The 23496-nt window shown below is 62.0% G+C and carries 16 protein-coding genes and 1 CRISPR repeat array; of the genes, 8 read left to right on the top strand and 8 right to left on the bottom strand.

Translation table 11 applies throughout. The features are described from left to right. Positions 1-9 precede the first annotated feature (9 nt). Positions 10-846 (bottom strand): mechanosensitive ion channel family protein, encoded by an 837-nt coding sequence (locus ABCV34_RS00345; RefSeq protein WP_345797269.1) that lies wholly within the window; start codon positions 844-846, stop codon positions 10-12. A 451-nt stretch (positions 847-1297) separates the two neighbouring features. Between ABCV34_RS00345 and ABCV34_RS00340 the strand changes: the two genes are divergently transcribed. The 5 genes from ABCV34_RS00340 to hutG all read left to right on the top strand — a co-directional run bounded on the left by ABCV34_RS00340 (position 1298) and on the right by hutG (position 5196). Next, positions 1298-2053 (top strand): IclR family transcriptional regulator, encoded by a 756-nt coding sequence (locus ABCV34_RS00340; RefSeq protein ID WP_345797268.1) that lies wholly within the window; start codon positions 1298-1300, stop codon positions 2051-2053. Between the two features lie 80 nt (positions 2054-2133). Continuing rightward, positions 2134-2829, top strand: a complete 696-nt coding sequence (locus ABCV34_RS00335; RefSeq protein WP_345798646.1) for a transporter substrate-binding domain-containing protein — start codon at positions 2134-2136, stop codon at positions 2827-2829. Then, positions 2826-3494, top strand: coding sequence for an amino acid ABC transporter permease (locus tag ABCV34_RS00330; RefSeq protein WP_345797267.1), 669 nt, complete (start codon positions 2826-2828; stop codon positions 3492-3494). Before ABCV34_RS00335 ends, ABCV34_RS00330 begins: the two co-directional genes overlap by 4 nt. Continuing rightward, positions 3491-4255 carry an amino acid ABC transporter ATP-binding protein gene (locus ABCV34_RS00325; RefSeq protein ID WP_345797266.1) on the top strand — a complete coding sequence of 255 codons (765 nt, stop codon included), beginning with the start codon at positions 3491-3493 and terminating at the stop codon, positions 4253-4255. The genes ABCV34_RS00330 and ABCV34_RS00325 overlap by 4 nt, the downstream gene beginning before the upstream one ends. 8 nt (positions 4256-4263) lie before the next feature. After that, positions 4264-5196, top strand: coding sequence for a formimidoylglutamase (hutG, locus tag ABCV34_RS00320; RefSeq protein WP_345797265.1), 933 nt, complete (start codon positions 4264-4266; stop codon positions 5194-5196). Positions 5197-5203: 7 nt separating this feature from the next. On the opposite strand, the gene ABCV34_RS00315 is transcribed toward hutG, so the two are convergent. From ABCV34_RS00315 to csy1, 5 genes are all read right to left on the bottom strand, one after another. Next, a complete protein-coding gene (locus tag ABCV34_RS00315) occupies positions 5204-6781 on the bottom strand; it encodes an MFS transporter (protein WP_345797264.1) in 1578 nt (525 codons plus the stop codon). A gap of 232 nt (positions 6782-7013) precedes the next feature. Continuing rightward, positions 7014-11244: direct repeats of the CRISPR family, unit length 28 nt; unit sequence TTTCTCAGCTGCCTGCGCGGCAGCGAAC. A 130-nt stretch (positions 11245-11374) separates the two neighbouring features. Further along, entirely contained in the window at positions 11375-11941 is a 567-nt protein-coding gene (gene cas6f / locus ABCV34_RS00310; RefSeq protein WP_345797263.1) for a type I-F CRISPR-associated endoribonuclease Cas6/Csy4, read from the bottom strand. Between the two features lie 5 nt (positions 11942-11946). Beyond that, the gene (gene csy3, locus ABCV34_RS00305) at positions 11947-12972 is read right to left on the bottom strand and encodes a type I-F CRISPR-associated protein Csy3 (RefSeq protein WP_345797262.1); all 1026 of its coding nucleotides are present in this window, start codon (positions 12970-12972) and stop codon (positions 11947-11949) included. 36 nt (positions 12973-13008) lie between these two features. Next, entirely contained in the window at positions 13009-14022 is a 1014-nt protein-coding gene (gene csy2, locus ABCV34_RS00300) for a type I-F CRISPR-associated protein Csy2 (RefSeq protein ID WP_345797261.1), read from the bottom strand. 26 nt (positions 14023-14048) lie between these two features. Further along, on the bottom strand, positions 14049-15434 hold the full coding sequence (gene csy1, locus ABCV34_RS00295; protein WP_345797260.1) for a type I-F CRISPR-associated protein Csy1: 1386 nt from the start codon (positions 15432-15434) through the stop codon (positions 14049-14051). A 180-nt stretch (positions 15435-15614) separates the two neighbouring features. Between csy1 and ABCV34_RS00290 the strand changes: the two genes are divergently transcribed. Then, positions 15615-15896 (top strand): type II toxin-antitoxin system RelE/ParE family toxin, encoded by a 282-nt coding sequence (locus ABCV34_RS00290; RefSeq protein WP_345797259.1) that lies wholly within the window; start codon positions 15615-15617, stop codon positions 15894-15896. Between the two features lie 50 nt (positions 15897-15946). Then, on the top strand, positions 15947-16258 hold the full coding sequence (locus ABCV34_RS00285) for a HigA family addiction module antitoxin (protein WP_345797258.1): 312 nt from the start codon (positions 15947-15949) through the stop codon (positions 16256-16258). Positions 16259-16291: 33 nt separating this feature from the next. Here the strand turns inward: ABCV34_RS00285 and cas3f are convergent, their stop codons facing one another. Beyond that, on the bottom strand, positions 16292-19693 hold the full coding sequence (gene cas3f / locus ABCV34_RS00280; RefSeq protein WP_345797257.1) for a type I-F CRISPR-associated helicase Cas3f: 3402 nt from the start codon (positions 19691-19693) through the stop codon (positions 16292-16294). Beyond that, positions 19690-20697 (bottom strand): type I-F CRISPR-associated endonuclease Cas1f, encoded by a 1008-nt coding sequence (cas1f, locus tag ABCV34_RS00275; RefSeq protein ID WP_345797256.1) that lies wholly within the window; start codon positions 20695-20697, stop codon positions 19690-19692. Before cas1f ends, cas3f begins: the two co-directional genes overlap by 4 nt. Positions 20698-20899: 202 nt before the next feature. Here cas1f and mutS point away from each other — a divergent pair, with 202 nt between their 5' ends. Continuing rightward, entirely contained in the window at positions 20900-23494 is a 2595-nt protein-coding gene (gene mutS, locus ABCV34_RS00270) for a DNA mismatch repair protein MutS (RefSeq protein ID WP_345797255.1), read from the top strand. Positions 23495-23496: the final 2 nt, after the last annotated feature.

The following is a 23496-nucleotide window of genomic DNA, read 5'->3' as shown; positions in this document are numbered from 1 at the left end:
GCGCGGGGTTCAGGAATCACTGGCGGCGGGCGCGTCCACTGTGCGCACCTCGCGCAGCGGAATCGGGCTGCGCAGGCCCGCCTGACGCAGCGCCTGCGGCGCGCGGCGATGCAGGTCGAAGCGCACGTCCCAGTATTTGTCGGCCAGCGTCCACAGGCGGATGTTCAGCATCACGGCGCTGTCGCGGTATTCCATCACCATGACCTCGGGCGCCGGGTCGGGCAGCACGTCGGCCTGCCGGGCCACCAGATCCCGTAAAACGCCCAAGGCGGTCTCGAGATCATCATCGTGGCGCACGCCCAGCAGCATGTCCAGACGGCGCGTCGAGTTGCGGCTGTAATTGACAATGGGGTTGCCCCAGACCGCCGAATTGGGCAGCAGCACCTGGATGCCGTCGGACTGCACCAGCCGCGTCATGAACAGGCCGATTTCATCGACCGTACCGGCGCCCTTGCCCTCGACCGAGACATATTCCCCGGCGCGCACCGGCCGCAACAGCAGCAGCATGATGCCGGCGGCGAAGTTCTGCAGGGTTCCCTGCAGGGCCAGGCCGATCGCCAAGGCTGACGCGCCCAGCATGGCCACCAGGCTGGCGGTCTGCACCCCCAGCCGCGCCAGTACCGCCAGCAGCACCACGGTGCGCACCGACCAGACGGTGACGCTGCGCACGATCGGGATGATCGTGGGATCGATCCGCGCGGAATGCCTCGACAGCCGCCGCACCCAGTTCCCCAGCAGGTTGGAGACCGTCCAGCCCACGACCAGGATGATCAGCGTCACCAGCAGATGCACGGCGGCATCCTGAAAATCGGGCATCGACGCCCAGAAGGCCTGAAACTGTTCCATGGAAATCCTATTCAACGAAATGGGATCCAGACATTTTAGTGTGCGGGCGGACCAGGCCGGATTTGTCCACGCGGAATGTGGACAAGCTCATGGACAAGTGCTGGATCACCCGATTTTCAGACTAAAAATCAGATAGTTGGAACTACAGATAAAAAATTGACCAGCCTGTGGCCCAGGCGACCGTGCCCCATTTATCCACGCCGACTGTGGACAAACCCCTGGACAAACTGCGGGTTACCCCAAGTTCCGTTGGCCGCTCAAGGACTTAAAGACGCTGGGCGAAAACTACGCACTGTTGTCGGCGACGGCATCATCGATTAGGGATTACCCTTTGATTCTCATAAAACAGGATTATGGAAAACATTTTTTGAGAACAGGATCTCATAATGAACCCATCGAATTTCCCCCAACGACCGCCGGGCACGGGTCAACCACCCGCAAGACACAATCCATGACGCCAAAGGACACCGAGATCAAAGGAGGCGCAGAACGCATGCTGCTGGTTCTGTCCACCCTGGGTCGCCTGGAACGCCCGGCCTCCATCGGCGACCTGATGGTCGAAACCGGTCTGGCGAAAAGCACCCTGTACCGCCAGCTGGCGCTGCTCAGGCGCTGGGGCTTCGTCATGGACCACGACGATCAGTTCCTGCCTGGGCCAATGTGCCTGCCGCTGGTCCGGGGGTTCGAACAATCCTCCTATCTGCGGCTGGAAGCCCGATCCGAACTGGAACAGCTGTCGCGCCAGACGGGCGAATCGGCTGGACTGCTGATGGAAGTCAACCAGCAGGTGGTCTGCATCGAAATGATCGAAAGCAACCAGCAGCTGCGCTGTTCCTTCGTGAAAGGCCGCGGGCTGCCGCTGCTGAAGGGCGCCTCGGCGAAGACCCTGCTGGCCTTCATGCCGGCCAAGCGCCAGGCCATCGTCCTGCGCGACCTGGAACGCGATGGCTTGCTCGACGAAACCCAGCGCCGGCACCTGGAAACCGAACTCTCCGACATCAGGGCGCGGGGCTATGCCTGCACCGACAGCGAGGTCGATGCCGGGGTCTGGGGGATCAGCGCCCCGATCTTCCAGGTCTCCAGCCATGCCGTCGCCGCCATCACGCTGATGGCGCCCAACACCCGGATCGGCAACCGCGCCCAGGCGCTCACCGACATGACGGTCCACGTGGCCGCCCGTCTTTCTTCCCGGCTGCAGAGCCTGTAGCCCCCTTTCTCATTTCCCCCTAAGGAACCGCCATGACCCTTCGTCCCACCCTGACCGCCCTGCTGCTCGCCGCCAGCCTGATGGGCGCCTCGGCCACCAGCCAGGCCGCCGGCACGATCCGCGCCGTCACCGACCCGACCTTCCCCCCGATGGAATTCACCGAGGCCGGCCACCGCACCGGTTTCGACATCGATCTGACCACGGCCCTGGCCAAGGAAATGGGCAAGACCATCGAATGGACCGACATCGACTTCAAGGGCCTGATCCCCGCCATTCTGTCGGGCCGCGCCGATATGGCCGTCTCGGCCATCTACATCACGCCCGAGCGCAAGCAGGTCGTGGACTTCACGGATTCCTACTACGCCGGCGGCCTGGTCGTCCTGACCAAAAAAGACGGTCCGATCAAAACCCTGAAGGATCTGGCGGGCAAGAAGGTCTCCGTGCAGGTCGGCACCAAGTCCGTCAAATACCTGCAGGACCACTACCCGCAGGCCCAGCGCGTCGAAGTCGAAAAGAATGAAGAAATGTTCAACCTGGTCGAAGTGGGCCGGGCCGACGCCGCCGTCACCGGCAAGCCGGCCGCCAAACGCTACGCCCAGTCGCACCCGAACCTGACGGTGCTGAACGAGCAGGTCACCACGGAAGAATACGGCTTCGCCGTCAGCAAGAACGAACCCCAGCTGACCAAGGACCTGAACGCCGCCCTGGCGCGCCTGAAGGCCAACGGCACCTATGACAAGATCGTCGTGAAATGGTTTGGGGAAGGCCACCAATGAACTTTGATTTCACGCCCGCCTGGACCAACTGGCAGGCTTTGCTTAGCGGCGCGGCCGTCACCGTCGAGGTGACGGTCGGCGCCCTGGTGCTGTCCTGTCTGCTGGGCCTGCTCATCGGCATCGGCCGCCTGAATCCGCAGCACAAACTGCCCTACCGGATCTGCAGCGTCTATTTGTCCATGTTTCGCGGCACCCCGCTGCTGGTCCAGCTGTTCATCTGGTTCTTCGGCCTGCCGCGCTTCAACATCCTGCTGCCGGCCTTCGTCTGCGGGGTACTGGGGCTGGGGATGTATTCCGCGTCCTACGTGTCCGAGGTCGTGCGCGGCGCCATCCAGTCGATCGACCGCGGCCAGATGGAAGCCGCCCGGTCGCTGGGCATGTCGTCGCGCCAGGCCATGATCAAGATCATCCTGCCCCAGGCCTTCATCCGGATGATCCCGCCGCTGGGCAACGAGTTCATCTCATTGATCAAGAATTCCGCCCTGGTGTCCCTGGTCACCATCCATGACCTGATGCACGAAGGGCAGAAGATCATCAGCGTGTCCTACCGGTCGCTGGAAATCTACCTGGTCATCGCCGTCATCTACTGGATCATGACCACCTTCACGACCACCGTGCTGCGCCGCGTGGAACTTCGGATGCAAGCAGGAGGAATGGTGCAATGAGCCGCCAAGCCATGATCAAGATCGACCAGCTGCATAAATCGTACGGCAGCAACGACGTGCTGAAAGGCGTGGACTTCGAGGTCGACGAATCCCAGGTCGTCGTCGTCATCGGGCCCAGCGGGTCCGGCAAGAGCACGCTGCTGCGCTGTTGCAACGGGCTGGAAGTCCCGCAAAAAGGCACCATCGACATCTGCGGCCAGCGCCTGGTCGACCAGGGCAAAATCCTGTCCGACAAGGACCTGAACCAGTTGCGCACCCAGGTCGGCATGGTGTTCCAGTCCTTCAACCTGTTCCCGCACCTGACCGTGCTGGAAAACGTCACCATCGGCCCGCGCACCCTGCGGCACATGGGCACGAAGGAATCCGACGAACTGGCGCATCAGCTGCTGCAAAAAGTTGGTCTGGCAAACAAAGCCGACGCCATGCCCGCCAGCCTGTCGGGCGGACAGAAACAGCGCGTCGCCATCGCCCGCGCCCTGGCCATGCAGCCCAAGGTCATGCTGTTCGACGAACCGACCTCGGCCCTGGACCCGGAACTGGTCGGCGAAGTGCTCAACGTCATGAAGCTGCTGGCCAAGGAAGGCATGACCATGATGGTCGTCACCCACGAAATGGGTTTCGCCCGCGAAATGGCCGACATCGTCGTCGTCATGGACGGCGGCAAAGTCATCGAGGCCGACGTCCCCGACGTCATCTTCAAAAACCCCCGGGAAGAACGCACACGGTCCTTCCTGCAGGCCGTACTCAAGAAAGAAGGTTAAGTCTTTCCATGCAAGCACCCTCGAATCTCTGGCAGGGGCGCGACGACTCCGCCGAAATCGGCGACACCCGCCGCCTGTTCCAGATCGTCACCACCGCCGATACCGGCATCGCACCGGGCACCCCCGCCCTGCTGGGATTCGCCAGCGACGCCGGCGTGCGGCGCAACCAGGGGCGCGCGGGCGCCCGGTCCGGCCCGCAGGCCATCCGCCAGAAGCTCGCCGGGCTGCCAGCCCACGACATGACCGTCCTGTGGGACGCCGGCGATGTCGAATGCCATGGCGACGCCCTGGAAGATGCCCAGGCGGCCTTCGGCCGGCGAGTCGCCCAGGTTCTGGACACCGGCGCCCGGCTGGTCACCCTGGGCGGCGGACACGCCATCGCCTGGGGCAGCTTCCAGGGGCTGCACGCCCATCTGAAAAAGGCGGGCGGCGGATCCATCCTGATCGTGAACCTGGACGCGCATTTCGACCTGCGAACCCGGCGCCCGGGGAATTCCGGCACCCCGTTCGACCAGATCCTGGAATACTGCCAAGAGCAAGGCCAGGCCATCCAGTATGCGGTGTTCGGCATCTCGCGCCTGGGCAATACGGCTGGACTATTCCAGCATGCCCGCAAACTGGGCGTGCATTATGTCGAAGACACCGAGATGCAGGAACGGCACCTGGACGCCCGCCTGGCGGAATTGGACGCCCTGGTCCAGCAGGCCGATCACGTGTACCTGACCATCGACATCGACTGCCTGCCCGCCAGCGTGGCGCCAGGCGTGTCGGCCCCGGCCGCCTTCGGCGTACCGCTGTCGGTCGTCGAGGCATTCGCACGGCACCTGCGGGCATCCGGCAAGCTGCGCCTGGCGGAACTGGCGGAAATGAACCCGGAGTTCGACATCGACGGGCATACGGCGCGAGTGGCGGCGCGGTTGGCTTGGGGGTTGTTGGCCTGATCAAGAATCAAGGCGCAATGAAATATGTGACGACTGGTGGATCGCCTTGCTGATATTGCAAGACGGCTTCGTTCAGCACTCGGTCGGCGTGAGAGACGCGTTTCAATTGACGCAGGTACTCGAGCCACGAATCCACGACGAACGTTTCCATCCAGCGACCGGAAACGGCGGCATCCTCAAAGATGCCCCAGCGGTACGCGCCGTTGCGCCGGCGGGCCACGCCCTGACGCTGGATCGCAGCGATGAACCCGCTTCGATCGTCAACCGAGATCCGGTACTCGACCGTCACCAAGACGGGCCCCTGATCGCCATCGATGTCCCTGGCAACCACCTGCTGTGGCCAGTACATGGAAGGCGTCAGGTCGGCGCCGACCCCCGCCTGCAACCTGTATCGCCGCAAGAGCGGTACGGTCAGCAACACACCGGCGGCGGCGCCGAAATGCGCAGCCGGCAGCCCGTACAGGGAAGCGAATTCGCCCCACGCCAGACTGCCCACTGTCATCGCACCGAACATCACGGTCGCATAGGTTGCCAATCCCCGGCCGCGGACCCAACCCGGTAGCGACATCTGGGCCGAAACATTGAGCGTGGCAAGCACCGCAATCCAGGATGCGCCGGCGAGCGCCCCAGCTATCAGCGCAAGCGGCGCCTGCCGGGCCAGGGCGAACAGCACCATCGCCACCGCAGTGCCGGCCGTGCCGACAGCGACAATCCGGTCCACGCCCAGCCACGCCTTGAGCCGCGGCAGTGCGACCGTGCCGGCGATGGCGCCGATGCCAATCGCCCCTAGCAGTAGCCCGTAGATTGCGGGGCCCGCCGCAAGCTGCCGGCTGGCCACCAGCGGCAGCAAGGCCCAATAGGCGCTCGCAAACAGAAAGAAACCACAGGCTCGCACGAGCGTCGCGCGCAGAGGCCGGTTATAGCGGGCATGGCGCAGGCCGACGAGGATAGCATTGCCAAACTGCTCCGGCGGCAGATCCCCCACCGGGCGGCCCGCCGGGTGCCACCGGTACAGTGCCAGGATGCAGGCCAAGTTGAGCACGACATAAGCCGCGAACGGTACCGCCATGCCCCAGCTGCCGATCAGCACGCCGGCCAGCGCCGGCCCGATGGCACGGCTGATGTTGACACTGACGCTGTCGAGCGCGACCGCTGGCGCCAGATCCTCTCTTTTCTCGACCAGCTGCGGGACAATTGCCTGCCAGGCCGGCGCGATCGCCGCAGCCGCAGCGCTGGTCAGGAACACAAAGGCGAGCAGTACAGCTGGTGTGACGAGCCCCTGAGCAACCAGGATCGCGAACCCCGCCGTCAGCGCGGTACCGACGATTTCCATGGCGAGCAGCAGGCGGCGCCGGTCGAACAGGTCGGCCAGGGCGCCCGCCGGCAAGCCCAGCAGGAACATGGGCAAAGCGCTGGCAACCTGTACCAACGCGACCATGCGCGGCTCGGGGGCGAGCGCCGTCATCAGCCAACCACCGGCCGCGCTCTGCATCCAAACGCCAATGTTCGAAACCAGGGTCGCCGTCCATATCACCGCAAATGCGCGGTGCCGGAACGGACTCAATGGCGAGGTCCCCGCAGCCATCAGCAACCGCTCACATCGCAAGTTATTGGCTTCTTCATCGGATTGCCCTCGTCATTCGATTCGCGCTGAAACACCCCATATGCGAACATCATCGCATCAGGAACCGTCGACGAGCAACGCATCGAGTGCCAGCTGTTGGCGCAACGCGAGAATGTCCGCTATGTTCGGCCCGAGCGGGGTGGAGATCAGCAAGCGCCCGATCGGTACTGTCTTGCTGGCCGTATCCGCCGGGCTTCTCAGCTGCCTGCACGGCAGCGAACTTCCTGTACGGCCTGATTCGTGGTGCCGGGGTTTTCTCAGCTGCCTGCGCGGCAGCGAACATGCCAGATACTATGACGCAACTGCGCGACATTTTCTCAGCTGCCTGCGCGGCAGCGAACGGCACCAGCAGCACGGACGCCATCACTGGTCTTTTCTCAGCTGCCTGCGCGGCAGCTAACGCTTCAAGCTGAAAGCGCGGCACGATCAACATTTTCTCAGCTGCCTGCGCGGCAGCGAACCAGATCCGGTAACCGACGAAATTCACGCCCATTTTCTCAGCTGCCTGCGCGGCAGCGAACGCGCTGATGGATGAAGTGCTGCGTCTGCGCGATTTCTCAGCTGCCTGCGCGGCAGCGAACAGCCGCCTACCGCGTATTGCCGGGACGATCATTTTCTCAGCTGCCTGCGCGGCAGCGAACGCCTCCCTCGGCATGTCCTCGCTGGACGACTACTTTCTCAGCTGCCTGCGCGGCAGCGAACCGTTTCAAGCGCGGCCCGCGCAAGGGCAAGGTTTTCTCAGCTGCCTGCGCGGCAGCGAACTTACTGACACCACGACGGCGGCTCTCATCGTTTTTCTCAGCTGCCTGCGCGGCAGCGAACACCCCGGGCGACTTTTTGAAGTTGCCCGTTATTTTCTCAGCTGCCTGCGCGGCAGCGAACACGCCCCTGCGGGATTACGACGCGACCGGGAATTTCTCAGCTGCCTGCGCGGCAGCGAACCCATGGCTGCGGCAGCCGCGCCGGTCTGGAATTTTCTCAGCTGCCTGCGCGGCAGCGAACCCCGGATATACAAGCCGCATCGGTATCGAACATTTCTCAGCTGCCTGCGCGGCAGCGAACACCGCCATTGGCTCTCCGCCTTCGCGCTCCCTTTTCTCAGCTGCCTGCGCGGCAGCGAACACGCCCTGGACGCCATCGTGAAGTCCATGGGTTTTCTCAGCTGCCTGCGCGGCAGCGAACCTGGAAGGACGGCCAGGCCTACGGCGTACGCCTTTCTCAGCTGCCTGCGCGGCAGCGAACAATCGCAGGCTGGTGCAGCGACGGCCGGGGCATTTCTCAGCTGCCTGCGCGGCAGCGAACACCGTGAATCCGGCGACCGCCAGGATTGCAATTTTCTCAGCTGCCTGCGCGGCAGCGAACCGTTCGATGGCCTGTTTTGACCGGCCTACCTTTTTCTCAGCTGCCTGCGCGGCAGCGAACGCCGTGCGAAATGCCACGCTCTGAGCCTTGGTTTTCTCAGCTGCCTGCGCGGCAGCGAACTTGGCTACTATCCAGCGTCTCTTTGCCGCAGATTTCTCAGCTGCCTGCGCGGCAGCGAACTCAAGACCGCCGATTTCTAGGCCGGCTGTGGCTTTCTCAGCTGCCTGCTCGGCAGCGAACGCGGTTCCGCGAGAACCTGGCGGCAAACATCGTTTCTCAGCTGCCTGCGCGGCAGCGAACGTGCAACTGCGAGCCTGACAAAGCCGCAATCCTTTCTCAGCTGCCTGCGCGGCAGCGAACTTTTCGGCGCCGAGAACATCCACACGCTGGATTTTCTCAGCTGCCTGCGCGGCAGCGAACACCATCAACCAGTCTTCCGGCCTGCTTCGGCATTTCTCAGCTGCCTGCGCGGCAGCGAACCAACTATCATCAGAGGGCGGATCTGGCTATGATTTCTCAGCTGCCTGCGCGGCAGCGAACCTGCGCACGGCTGCCGACAGGGCTGCGCGGCTTTTCTCAGCTGCCTGCGCGGCAGCGAACTCTGATTCATTTACAAACCCTCGCGAAAAATTTTTCTCAGCTGCCTGCGCGGCAGCGAACGGCAGTAGCTGGGATCATTTCGTCTGGCTCAATTTCTCAGCTGCCTGCGCGGCAGCGAACCCGCCAAAAAGCGGCAGGCCATACGATCCGTATTTCTCAGCTGCCTGCGCGGCAGCGAACGGCCGAGATGAAAGAGGCAACCGCGATGATGCTTTCTCAGCTGCCTGCGCGGCAGCGAACGCTCCTAAGATAGGTTTTCGCGCCCTTTGACATTTCTCAGCTGCCTGCGCGGCAGCGAACTCAGCCGACAAGGCCTTACCCAGTTTTTCGATTTTCTCAGCTGCCTGCGCGGCAGCGAACAATAGTCCTTGGACGAAGTGGTACGACCAGATTTTCTCAGCTGCCTGCGCGGCAGCGAACGAACGCGGTGGCGACGATGTAGATTTTGAGTATTTCTCAGCTGCCTGCGCGGCAGCGAACATGGCCGGTTTTCGCATCCAGATGCTGGGCACTTTCTCAGCTGCCTGCGCGGCAGCGAACCCCTGCAGCTTCCAGGCAATCGAGCCATGCGATTTCTCAGCTGCCTGCGCGGCAGCGAACCCCTTCACGAGGGAGTACCGGGCCACGATCTTTTTCTCAGCTGCCTGCGCGGCAGCGAACTAGGTGGGTGTTGCAGGGCTGACACTGCTTGTTTTCTCAGCTGCCTGCGCGGCAGCGAACCCCGAGAACTGCGTTTTGCTGGGGGCGAAATTTTTCTCAGCTGCCTGCGCGGCAGCGAACTCCACGCTCACGCCGAAAAGACGATCTTCGGTTTTCTCAGCTGCCTGCGCGGCAGCGAACGCTGGGGGTGCGGCTCTTTGGCAGATCACACTTTTCTCAGCTGCCTGCGCGGCAGCGAACTTACTAGAGGGAATCATGAGCGCAATCCAACATTTCTCAGCTGCCTGCGCGGCAGCGAACTTCCCATTGCTGGCTGATGCTGCCACGACGATTTTCTCAGCTGCCTGCGCGGCAGCGAACGCTCGCATCGCTCGCACAGGATCGCATCTGGTTTTCTCAGCTGCCTGCGCGGCAGCGAACACTGGCTGGACGCTTGGCACGGATGCGCAACTTTTCTCAGCTGCCTGCGCGGCAGCGAACATGCTGAGCACTTCTGAGATCGTCATGTTCGCTTTCTCAGCTGCCTGCGCGGCAGCGAACATAACCGCCCAGGCGCGACCAAAACCGGCATATTTCTCAGCTGCCTGCGCGGCAGCGAACGTCTACGAACGCAAGACCGGAAGCCTTGTCGATTTCTCAGCTGCCTGCGCGGCAGCGAACTGAATTTCCCGAGCACGCCTTCCGCGACACGTTTTCTCAGCTGCCTGCGCGGCAGCGAACGCTGCATGGCTGGATCAAGTGCAGCGACGGCAGTTTCTCAGCTGCCTGCGCGGCAGCGAACGTCGACTGGCTGCCGGGGCCCGACGGGCAGTTTTTCTCAGCTGCCTGCGCGGCAGCGAACGTGAGGGTGAGGATTGAGCCGGCGGCCTGGCTTTTCTCAGCTGCCTGCGCGGCAGCGAACTCTCGTCTGGCATCGGCGGCCTGCCTGGGAATTTTCTCAGCTGCCTGCGCGGCAGCGAACGGCGTATCTGTCGTCGTCCCAACGCGCGATATTTTCTCAGCTGCCTGCGCGGCAGCGAACATGCTGCGCGACCACATCGATAAGGGCGATCCTTTCTCAGCTGCCTGCGCGGCAGCGAACAAACTCCCGCCGCTGTCTCCCGGTTTCGTTATTTTCTCAGCTGCCTGCGCGGCAGCGAACGTAAAGGCCGATGCGCCGGGGTATCGCTCCAATTTCTCAGCTGCCTGCGCGGCAGCGAACTCACCAGCAGAGGTCATCTGTGCCTTGTGCTTTTTCTCAGCTGCCTGCGCGGCAGCGAACTGGGACAGATACGAATCTCGAATCGACAGGAATTTCTCAGCTGCCTGCGCGGCAGCGAACTCGCCATCCTCGATGTCGAAGCCCTCGAATTTTTTCTCAGCTGCCTGCGCGGCAGCGAACATTGCTTCGGGTCATAGCGGCAGTCCTGGACTTTTCTCAGCTGCCTGCGCGGCAGCGAACAGCGCCTGGCCAGAATCCATCTGCCCCAGGAATTTCTCAGCTGCCTGCGCGGCAGCGAACTGCAGCAGCAGGGCCAGTTCCGGCATGGTTTTTTTCTCAGCTGCCTGCGCGGCAGCGAACGAAAGAGGCCTCCGGCCACAAGTATCGAGTATTTTCTCAGCTGCCTGCGCGGCAGCGAACTTCGGGTGACGCCGGCGCTACGCGAGCTGATTTTTCTCAGCTGCCTGCGCGGCAGCGAACCATGACCACCATAGAGGTCGGTCGCATCGTATTTTCTCAGCTGCCTGCGCGGCAGCGAACCCGGGCTATCTGGGGCCTGTGGGCCTGGATGCTTTTCTCAGCTGCCTGCGCGGCAGCGAACTAGAGAAAAAAGCTCTCAACTCATTGATTTGTTAAAGATCCTAAGCGGGAAAACACGAAACACCCAAATTCTTGGGTGTTTCGTAACCTGCTGATTAATAAGAGACTTGAATCGGCCTTGTGGAAAAGGGTTAGAACCAGGGCAACGTCGCCGTGCTGCTCAAGCCATAGGCGTTGAACTCTCCTACCACGGCCTTCAGTTCAGGGTCGCCCAATGACAGGAACAGGCAAAACCGCTGCCCCGTGCTGGCACTGCGCAGTTGCACATAAGGGAGATCCGGCTGTCGTTCCACGCCATCAGGGATGGCCTGTGCCGCCTGTTCATAGGTTTCCCCCTTTCTGCGCATCCGTCGTTGACGAAGACGATCCACGCTGGTCTTGAACTGGCGCCGCAACAGCCGGCGGTATTGGACTTCTTGTGGAACAGCAGACAAGGCTCCCAACTCCACATGATCCCGCATCCCTCGCAACCAGTCTGCGGATAACAATGCATTCAAGGCGCCGTCTCGACCATGCACCCGCATGATCCATCCCAGAGTACGGGGCTGCATACTGTATTGGGGGAAACTGACCCCGATTTCATGAGTACCCAGCCCCACCAAGGCGCGGTGGAACTTGGCATACAAGGCCCCCAGCAAATGAGCCTGACTAAACTCGGGATCAGGCAAAAGTCTGATATCCACATAATGAGTTGCCATGGCTGTCACTTCCCTGCATCGCCGAATACACCGCCCCGCACCAGCACCGCCATGACGAAATGCTGCTGCTCGATACCAGGGGCCTTGTCCTTGAGTACCCAATCATCGAACAGGTTGTAGAAGTCGAGGCTCGGCTTGACCTTGGGTTGACGGTAGGCTGTGCCCTGCGTAGTAACCGAGCCATACGGTTCCACTGCAATCGGCCCTAGATTATCCGCCCCGTTGTACCAATCGTCGATCGTGCGAATGGCGTTGCCCAACTTCTGAGAATGGATGGCGGCGACCTTGTCCACATCGTAGAGTGTCTTGCTCTTGTCGCCTCGGCCGCGCTCCAGCAACAGTTCCTGGGAAGGAAAGACCTCCTGCCCCGCCCCAAGACGGGCAAAAGCCGTGACTTGCAGCAAAACATGCCGCTTGCCAGCCAGCCCGTCGGCAATCAATGCTGCCACAGCTTCCCGATCCACCTGAGCGTCTCCTGCCTCAAAACCCCTCAGGCTCAGGGACAACGCGTTGAAGGCCCAGCTCTGCGTGGGTTGCCCGCGTTCGAGCAAGGCTACGATCACGCGAACCTCTTCGGCGCCGACCCGGTTGCGCCACAGGAAACGGCCACTGGCAAGGTTATGGGCATACCGACGTGCCAATTCACCGAAGCCATGGGTTTCGACATATCCGCCGACAACCTGCTGCAGCTTAGCCTCGTAATCCGCACTATTACAGGCGGAAGGTTTTCCGGTTCCCGGCAGCACGCGCAGGGTGAAGCTGACTTTCAGCGTATCCGCGTCGGCTGGCAGGGCGGCGACATCCACCGTCTGCAGATTAGGATTCTCGATTGCGGCATCCAGTTTGGCTGGGTCCTGCTCCGCAGCCTTCAACCGATTGGAAATAGTGCCGCGCACTGACTTTTCTTTGATCCCAACTGCAGGCCACTGGGAGGCATTGGCCTGATCATCCCACGAGCCTGCGGCAAACAAGGCGTCGGACGGGTCCAGCTTGCGTTCAAAAGCAAGGACGGAAGCGGTCTTCAAGGACATGGCAGATTTCCTTTCCTGATGAATGTTGGATTGCAATCAAAGAGTTTCCGCGCTGATCGGCGGATTGGATGAATATTCGGCGTCATCTTCCACTAGCAAGGGCGCATAGTCGTTGCAGCAGCGGTAGAGACCGTCGTCATGAGACTCGCTCCACCAGAGCAGATCGCGTACGCTTTGCAGGCGATGCGGACTGACCCATTGACCGATGGAATACACCCCCTCTACAAACCGGAATGGAGTACTCTGGTCACGCGCGTTGGCGACCTGTCCGCCGGCGTATAGATCCGATAGCGCGGCATAACCGATAGGAATAGGCACGATCCAGCCGGAACCCTTCGGTCGATCATGGGTCCAGGCGATGTGACCCTTCTCATCCTGGCTGCTGCGAAAATTGAACCGCGACAGATCCAGCCAAGCGTCAAGCAGTGTGCTCTTCGGGTCTTGACGACACAGTTGATCCAGGCGCTGCTGCAGCAGATCGTCCCGCTCCACCAGGGCGAATCCCGGCAGCCACTGACGGCGCAAGCGACGGAACAGTGTGTGCCGCTCCATTTCCTGATCAGGCCAGCCAATCAGCGCTGGTGTGACACGAATACCTGGACTCGGTTTCGGCGGCAGTACCGTCCCGCCGGCAATCCGCATGGATCCCACCAATTCCCTAATTTCCCAGGCGGTTTTTTGCCGTAGCGCCTCATCGCTTCGAAACAGAAGATGAGTCTCACCCTCTTGCTCGACCACGCCTAGCTGGAATACCAAGGTCAGGTCCAGATGGATGCGGCCTTCTTCAACGATGGCGGCCGTACTGCCATCCTTGTCCACCGGATTACGCGTCAGACGGAAGGTCCGGACATACCCTTCCTGGGTTTGCTCTTGGTGCCAATGGCAGATCACCCCGATCTTTTCCAGTTTCAAGGGAATATCCGCTGCTGCCAGCTTGCGTCCCAACGCCCACATGAATCCCAGGAATGCCGTCATGGATGGAAAACCATGCGTCAGCGGACTGGAAATCGCGTTGGCGTTCTGGACGCGCACATGCGGCAGAATCAACAAGCCGTCGGGTTCCCGGTCTTTCAGATTCATACAGAGCCTCCTCGCGTCGGAATGTAGTGCGGCGCATCCAGGTCCGTCTGCAACCCATGCAGTGCACGCGCCCAGCCTGCCTCGTCCTCATCGAGCAGCAGTTCATTCCTCCAATGGCGCTGCTCAACGTCTCCCAGATAGGGTGAAAGTGTCTTGAGTCGTTCGTTCAGCCAATTGCCGAAGCGATGGCCGATCTGCGCCGGCCAGTCCATGGACAGCCATTTGCTGCGGAACTCGCCATCCTCTTCGCCACGCCATGGATCAAGCCAGAACTGCTCTTCACGTACCAGCACGCAGCGAGGATCAGCCGTCCAGCCCTTGGGCAAACTACGGCGGATTTCGCTTGCCATGGCGACCAATTCATCGATCAGACGGTCCAGGTACGCATCCACCCGACCGCGGGTTTCCATGTTCGACGGCGGATCCTTCTGCAAGAACCGCAGCAAGGCTCGAAGCGTCGTCCTGACATCGCCATACCGCATCAATACAGGCCCGAACACCGAAGTCACGCCCCAGAGTTGACGAGGTACGTTCTGGTTCCATTGGGGAGGCAACGAGCCTAGTAAATAGCTGACTCCACCACGCTCCGAATTGAGCTGCGAAATATTCTGTGGTTTCGTGCCGCCCAGCTTACGCACGGCCAGCGCGGGGTAGTCCCTGAAAGCGCTCTCATGCTCCCTGCCCTCCCGTCGCGCAACCCGAGCCGCCTTGTTGGCTTCGCCAAACCGATCTTCCTGTAGAGCCTCATGGACAGACTGTGCCAGGGATGTCGCAAACAACGGCGCGAGAAGATGATATTGCGCATCATCAGCCACATCCTCACCCACTAACCAGTACGTCTGCTTGGCTAGGGCATGGCTTGCCACGCCGTGGCCCTTTTGGGCATGCACTAGGCCTACGAACGCCGATTGCCACTCCCGCGCCTTGGCTTCGTCATCACTCAACGCCCGCACGGCAGCCGGGTCATCCTCCGACAGCCAATCCAGCAGCGTGCGACCGTCGACTTCCAGTTTCAGGAATTTATAGACATCCAACACCGCTGCATTACCCACTACATCACTGGTGAACTCGGCTCCCAGCACATGGCTGCCCACTACCGTGCGAGGCGTCATCCCTGATGGATCCACATACAGGTTGGTGCCACGCGCATCAGGATGAACGGCTTTGAGCGCATGCGTCACAGCCTGAAGTTGGTACACACGCCCAGCTGCATTTTCCAGCCAGGCTTCAGGTTGGTGTTGGTCAATCAACAGACCATACGCCGGTTCCTCCGCAGATAGCTTTGAACTCTTGAGTTTGGCCTGCAGACGATCCTGCAGAAAGGCAGTGATCGCATCACGAATGTGATGAATTTGTCCTGTATGACCTTGTGCTTCCAGCATTAATCCCCCAGTGTCGAAGATGCCGCCTCTGAAATAACACTACTATATGTAACATTTTTTAATTAACAGCTGCAATAAGCATCTTGGAAAACTGTCCCTAAGATGCCCTCACGACAGGCACTCCTTCTGCCGAACAGGCAGCATCCTTCATCCCGGTAAACGGTATAAAATGGTAGCCACATGACAATCCAGTCCTTTCTTTGTGAGGAAACTCAGCGCTTGTTCACGACTGGCAGGACACGCCGATTTACAAGCATCCAACGGGTGGCCGAACGCAAGCTGGCACAGCTGGATGCCGCAGTGTCATTGGAATTTTTGCGAAGCCCACCGGGCAACCAGCTGGAAAAGCTGACAGGCAACCGATCGGAACAGTACAGCGTCCGGATCAATGCGCAATGGCGCATCTGCTTCATCTGGACCGATGAAGGCCCGGCAAAAGTCGAGATCGTAGACTATCACTGACAAGACTCCTCACTGGAAACGACACGTCAATAGAACAGAAGGATCCGAACATGATCAAAAATGGCATGCGCCCGGTACACCCCGGCGAAGTTCTGCGCGAGGACTACCTGATCCCCCTGGGGATGAGCGGCAATGCACTGGCCCGTCATCTGCTCGTCCCTGCCTCACGCATCAACGACATCCTGCTCGAGCGGCGCGGCATCACGGCAGACACGGCATTACGCCTGAGCCGCTATTTCGGCGGCGATGCACAATCGTGGCTGAACCTACAGACCGCCTTTGACCTGCGCACCGCCGAGCGCAACCCTGCTCTGCAGACGACACTGGAGTCGCTCCAACCCATGGAGTCCATTCCGGCATAGCGGCAAACTCGCCATACGACCCACATCTCACGCTCACCCCTTCACCGAAAATCCCAGCGCCGGGTGCCAGTACCAGCCTTCCTGGCTGGCGGGCAGGCTGGCCCGCGCATACCTCAGGGCGAACACATCCAAGGGCAGGTCCATAGCCTCGGCTTGTTCCGCCATGCAACGCGCAAAACCCTCCTCGGCGCCCCAATAGCTGATTCCTTCCCCCTGAACAGCGGCCTCCGGCACGTCCCAACACTTGCTGGCATCAATGCGGACATAGAGTTCCTGGAACTTCCGTTCCCCGTCCTCCACCCGATACAAGCGAAGTTCATCGTCCTCATCGGGCCGCCAGACCACCTCCGCATCGGGGCGAGGCTGATCACGAAACGGCTGCGCCTGCTGCAAAAAGGCGGTCAGCCGCGCATGATCCCGCAGCCAGAAGCTGGTGGCGTTCAACATGTGCGCCCGACTCGGCGGCAGCATCTGGGATTCCATCCGGACATGTTCCAGATCGACCAAGTTGCCGGAAGGCCGACGATCCGATTCGGCGCGGGCGACGATCCGCAGCTGCGCATCGATCGGCATGCTCTGGTCGTCACCCAGCCAGGGTGCCAGAAGCGCCGCCAGGTTATGCGGCCGCAAAGGAAACTCCTGGCTCTCGAAACCCGGCCGACAGAAGGCTGGCTGCCCGGGCCGGTCAAAATGCTTCAGATTGCTGTCGCACACCAGCAGATTGGGCTGTGACGCGACTCTGTCGCGGCGGTGGCGCCAGACCCGCCCCGCCAACTGGATCAGCGAACGCATCGATGAAGGCTCGACCACGGCCCAGTCATAGTCGTGATCCCGGCCGACTTCGGTCACGGGGGAGCCCAGCACCACGAACAACTGATCCCGCGCCTCCACGGCATCGATACGCCGCCGCACATCAGGCAAGTCGAACACCGCCGCTTCCCGGCGCCGATCCAGGGCTGTATCCAGCAGGTTCTCGATCCTGGACCGCAGGAACAGCGGATACTGGGAGTGATAAACGCATAGGTGGATATGCACGCCCTGGGGCGCCCCAAGGCGGAACAAAGCCAGGGCGACCTCGAACAGCGGATCGATATTCGCCATACGGATCAGACCGAAGCTGACACGCTTGCCGCTACGCGGGTCTTCGGTGCCGTGCAGCGCATGCAAACCCAAGGCGGCGTCCCGCAGAATGCCGGCAAAGGCCTCCCGGCGGCCAGCCCGGTCCAAAGTTCCCAGCGCCCCCGGGAGCGGTAGCAGACGGGCCCGGCGACGAACCGCCTGCTCTACCAACCTCTGCGCGCGCTTCGCCGCAAAAGCCTGGTGCGCCTGGCTGAATCCTTCTTTATCTGGACAATCCGCATGGGTCTGCGCGAACTCATCAACCCAGAGGCAACAGACGGCAGGAGCTTCCGATGGGCGCACGCCACGGTTGCGCTGAAACCAGCGGCGGCCCTCCAGATAGGCAGTAAACAAGCCCTGTATCAAAGCCGGTGGCAAGGTCGCCGAAGACACCAGGACGCGCGCGCCCAACAACCCCGCCCAATGGACCAGACGGGCCAGCGCCGGCAGGTCGGACAAGTCGAAATCATCCGGTTCGTCCAGCACCAGATCCCCCGTCATCAAGCGCAGCATCGGCACAATCTGACGACCACCTCGCAGGCCCTCCGTAGCCGGAGTCAGATGATCCACAGTGCAGACCAGCAAGGGTGCAGCCAAAAAACGTCGGACCCCGGCATCACTTCCCAGATGGTCCAGCACCGGGTGGCGGTCGTCGCCTTCGTAGACAATATGCGTGGTCTCGTCCAGCAGGGATTGCCGGGAGGCGGAACCGCTGTCTTCAGCCAATTGAGCGTAATACTCGAACAATTCACGACTTGCCGCCCCCCCGACCCGAATGGCCAGTTCGTCATCCGGCAGGCCCAGATCTTTCTGGAAGCTGCGGCCCGTCTGCAAGGTCAGCGTCCGAAGGCCAACGGCAAACGCGCAGCGCAAACCCAGGGCAGGATCCGCCAGCGCGTTCATGATCCGGGCGTTCCCCAGAGTCTTCCCGCAACCGGTCGACGCCATATTGACAACGAAAGCGCCCTGCTCCGCAGCGCGCAGGCGCACCCCGGCAGCGAGGTCGGCCGCCTTGTCCTGCCAGCGAAATGCGGGGTTCACACTGCGCTTTTTCAAGCCGCGATGCCCGATCAGGTGGCGCAGATCCCGCGCCAGAATCGGCAGAGAATGGACAATTCGCCCCGCATGCAGTTCAACACCCAGCAAATGCTCGTCCAATGGCTGCAGCAATGCCCCAGTCTTACGCTGGGTATTGGCGAACAGCGGAAAGTCCTTCTCCCCTGTCGTCCGCTCATTTTTCGCTTCCAGACTGGAATAGTGGTGATCCCCCAACATCAAGGCAAGACGCGAGACATGCATGATGTACGGATCGTCCAGGCAACCTCCAACCGTCGGTAAATCCTGCAAGAGATCCCGTGCGACACGTGCCGCACGCTTGCGCCACTTCAAGGTCCGCACAGGTAAGCCATGGATGAACGTCCAGTAAGGATCAACCTTTCTGCTTTTCTTAGAGGCTGCGGGCGGTTCACACCACGGCTCGTTCCAATCCGCATCGATCTGGCTCAGGACAGCATTCAATGTGCGTCCGTTCACCCCTCCGAGAGATCGCCCATGCCATAACCGGGTCGACTCGGGAGACTCGTTCGAGCTACGCGGCAAGGCAGGCAGGCGGTGATGCGTCAGCACCAGCCAGGCAACCGCTTGGGCCAGGGGCGGCAAACCCTTTCCTGAAGAGGCAAACGGCTTATTGTCCCGCGCTGCCGGGTCCATGCCATCGCGCAGCAGGCGGCCTTTCTTATGGTCCAGCCAGAGAGTCTCGAAACGATCACCATCAGCACCTTCGTCGCCGCAGTCAATCAAACGCTGAAGCCAGGCTGCATCATCATCCTGGCCCACAAAGGCCTGAAATAAACGCACGGAGACCCACTCATGACGATAGCGGTTTTTTTTCCGAAGCCCTCCTGGCAGCAACCGATCCTGGAAGGACTGGCTCGCCTTGCCCAGATCGTGCAACAGCGCAGCCAATGCGGCCATCTGCCGGATCGTCCGTAGACTATGCCAATCGTTCTCGTCATCGCGCCGCAGGACGTCACCCGCGGTCATGTTCGTCGGGACAGCGCCTTCCGCGTTGAACTGCCGTGCATCGCCGACGATCCACAACAGTTCACTATGATCCCTGCCGCGGATCCAGTGGCAGGCCACGGCTGTGTTCTTTCGCGCGGTCTGGCGTAATAATTTCCTCAAGGTGTCCAGGCCGGCTTTGGTCATTGCCGTCTGCCACGTTCGGTCGCCTCTCCGTTCGGCAAACTGATCCAGAATCCGGCGTGTTTCCGTCAAAGCCCGCTTGCTGCATTGGGAAACCAGCAGGATATTCATGCCCGGTCTTCCTGGCCCAATGCGGCAGGAGTGGGCCCGCGTGAAGTGGTCACGGCGATTTCCTTGACTGTATCGATCATGAAATCCAGGGATTCGCTGCGTGTCAACGCCTCGATACAGTTGCGACGAAATTGCTGCTCATCGTCGCCCCGCATGGCGGACAGAAAGGCCTGCGGCAAGATGCAGGCGTCCTTTACCAGATCCGCCACATCGAACACAAGCCCGCCGCGGCGCGTCTTGCCATGCAGGACCGACAGGCCATGCGGCAAGCCAAGCACCCAGCACGCCGTCGCGCCCAGTCCATAGGCAAGATAATTGCCGTGATCCAGGAACCGGTTGGCGGGATCGGTGCCGGACCCTCGTTTGGCCCGAGTGAATTCCTCACCATAACCAACCGCATCGACAGCCATCTTAAAGAGGGCTTTGGTGAGCCTGGCCTCCTCGGTCAGCAAATCGACTGTCTCCCCGGCCTGATCCACACGCCGTACGCTCTGGGTCAACAAGCCAACCAACCGATCCGCATCGACAAGAAAACCGGCATCCTTCAGGGCCGCTTGCTGCCATTCCTCGCCCAGACGCTGGATGCGAGCTTTCTGCAATGCCTTGGCGGAGGCCAGCCGACGGGCATCATCGAACCAGAACTGGACCCATGCCTGCAGGTATTCCGTCGGCCGATATTCACTTTGCGGACTAAGCCAGGCGACCTCGACATCGACTTCGTTGGCGGAAAACAAGGGCGTCCCGCCGCCTCCACAGAAACCTACCAGCACACCCGCCTTGGCCAGTTCCCGCATCGCGGCCTGGGTGATGGAAGTGCCTGTTCCCAGCAGAATACTGGTGGTGTTGGCAATCGGAATGTTCCAGTACAGGGACTGTTTACCCGCATCAGTCACATATTCGACACGACCGCCGTTGACCAGCACCCGGCAATGTTCCAGGTAATAGATATTGGCCCGCTTGGAATGCAGGATTGTCTTGAGATCAGAAGCCGCAATGTCGTCCATGAATTGTTTTGTAACATAAAGACTTGTGTCATGGAGATAAAACAAAGCTCACGGCATCACCCTGCTGACTCAGTACGATTTCCATGATGATCGGTCCCAAATCGTTGATGGCCATCCCAAAAATCAAATACGCGGCACCCCCCACCCCACATTGAACGATAATACCGTCTCCCCCCAACACCCCCCGCACCGCCACCCCCGCATGACCACCCCCGATCTCTCCGGCCACACCCCCATGATGCAGCAGTACCTGCAGCTGAAAGCCCAGGCGGGCTCGCATCTGCTGTTCTATCGCATGGGCGACTTCTACGAGATGTTCTACGGCGATGCGGAACGCGGGGCGCGACTGCTGAACCTCACCCTGACCAAGCGCGGCACGTCGAACGGCGAGCCGATCCCGATGGCGGGGGTGCCACATCACGCCATGGAAGGCTATCTGGCGCGTCTGGTGGCGCTGGGCGAATCGATCGCTATCTGCGAGCAGATAGGCGACCCGGCGGCCAGCAAGGGGCCGGTGGAACGCCGAATCGTGCGCGTGGTCACGCCGGGCACGTTGACGGACGACGCGCTGCTGCCCGCCCGCGAGGACCGCGTGATCGCGGCCTGGGTGACGGGGCGCCAGCGTGGCCGCGAAGGCATCGGCCTGGCCTGGATGAATCTGGCCAATGGCGACTTCAAGACCTGCGAATGCGAACCTGAGTTGCTGGATACGGAACTGGGCCGGATCGCGCCCGCCGAGCTGGTCTGCCCCGAACAGGCCGACACGCAGGCGCTGGAATCGTCCGGCTTCGATGCGGCGATCAGCCGGGTGCCGGACTGGCACTTCGAGGCCGATGGCGCGCGCGATACCTTGCTGCGGCATTTCGGTGTGGATGACGTCGGCGCCTTTGGGCTGGACCATCTGCCCCTGGCGATGTGCGCGGCAGGTGCCCTGCTGCGCTACGTCGGGACGACACAGGCACGGACGCTGCACCACGTGCATAGCCTGTCGGTGGACGCGGGTGGCGACTATGTCGTGCTGGACCCGGCCACGCGGCGCAATCTGGAAATTACCGATACGCTGAACGGGGGCGATGGCCCGACGCTGTTCAGCACTCTGGACCATGCTCGCACGCCCATGGGCAGCCGCCAGCTGCGCCGCTGGCTGCAGGCGCCGCTGCGCGCCAATGCGCAGCCCCAGGCGCGCCAGGACGCGATCACCCAGTTGCTGGCGCCTGGCTCCGATCAGGCGCTGCATGACCTGCGCGAGGGCTTGCGCGCCCTGCCCGATCTGGAGCGCATGGCCACGCGCCTGTCGCTGGGCACGATCCGCCCGCGCGAACTGGCCAGCCTGCGCGACGCGCTGGGCATGCTGGGGCCCCTGGCGGCCGCCGCGCAGGCCGGTTTTCAGGTCGGCGGCCTGCTGGCCGACAGCCTGGCCTCCATCCCGGTGGACCCCGCCCTGGCCGATCTGCTGACCCGCGCCATCGCGGCCGAACCGGCGCTGATGATCCGCGACGGCGGCGTGATCGCCGACGGCTACGACGCGGAACTGGACACCCTGCGGCAGCTGGCCGGGGACAACGGCGCCTTCCTGATCGAGATGGAAGCCCGCGAGCGCGAACGCACCGGCATCGCCAATCTGCGGGTGGAATACAACCGGGTGCATGGCTTTTTCATCGAGGTCACGCGCGGCCAGGCCGACAAGGTCCCTGACGATTACCGGCGCCGCCAGACGCTGAAGAATGCCGAGCGCTACATCACGCCCGAACTCAAGGCCTGGGAGGACAAAGTCCTGTCGGCCCGCGAGCGGGGCCTGGCGCGCGAGAAGCTGCTGTTCGATCAGATGCTGGAGCAGGCATCCGGCTACGCTGCCGCGCTGGCGGCCAGCGCGGCAGCCCTGGCCCGCATCGACGCGCTGGCGGCGCTGGCGCACCACGCCCGCAGCCACGGCTGGGTGGCCCCGGAACTATGCGAGGACATCTGCCTGGACATCGAGGCCGGCCGCCACCCGGTGGTGGAACACAGCATCGAGGCCTTCACCCCCAACGATTGCCGCATGCACGACGACCGCCGCATGCTGCTGATCACCGGGCCGAACATGGGCGGCAAATCCACCTACATGCGCCAGGTGGCCCTGATCGCGCTGCTGGCGCGCGCCGGCAGCTACGTGCCGGCCACGCGGGCGCGCATCGGGCCCGTGGACCGGATTTTCACCCGGATCGGGGCAGCCGATGATCTGGCGGGCGGGCGATCCACCTTCATGATGGAAATGATGGAGGCCGGCGTCATCCTGGCGGCCGCCACGCCGCGCAGCCTGGTGCTGATGGACGAGATCGGCCGGGGGACCTCCACTTATGACGGCCTGGCGCTGGCCTGGGCCATCGCCCACCGGCTGCTGACGCACAACCGGGCGCTGACGCTGTTTGCCACGCACTATTTCGAAATGACCCGGTTGCCGGAAAAGACCCACGGGGTGCACAACGTGCATCTGGCGGCGGCCGATACACCGGACGGCGTGGTCTTCCTGCACGAAGTCCGCCCGGGGCCCGCCAGTCAAAGCTATGGCCTGCACGTGGCGCAACGCGCCGGCATCCCGCCCGTGGTGATCCGCCACGCGCGCAAGGAACTGGCCGAACTGGAAGCCCGCAATCGCGCCGAATCCCAGTTGTCGCTGTTCATCCAGCAGACCGAGGAAGAGGCCGGCGGCGATGCCGACGCCCCGCTGCGCACCGCGTTGCAGGCGCTGGAGCCGGATTCGCTCAGCCCGCGCGAGGCGCTGGAATTGATCTATCAGCTGCGGCGCGATTTTCTTTGAGT

This window comes from Castellaniella sp. MT123, assembly GCF_039614765.1.
GTDB lineage: Bacteria > Pseudomonadota > Gammaproteobacteria > Burkholderiales > Burkholderiaceae_B > Castellaniella.
Note: the sequence above shows the minus strand (reverse complement) of the source record. Positions and strands in the feature narration are given on the sequence as shown.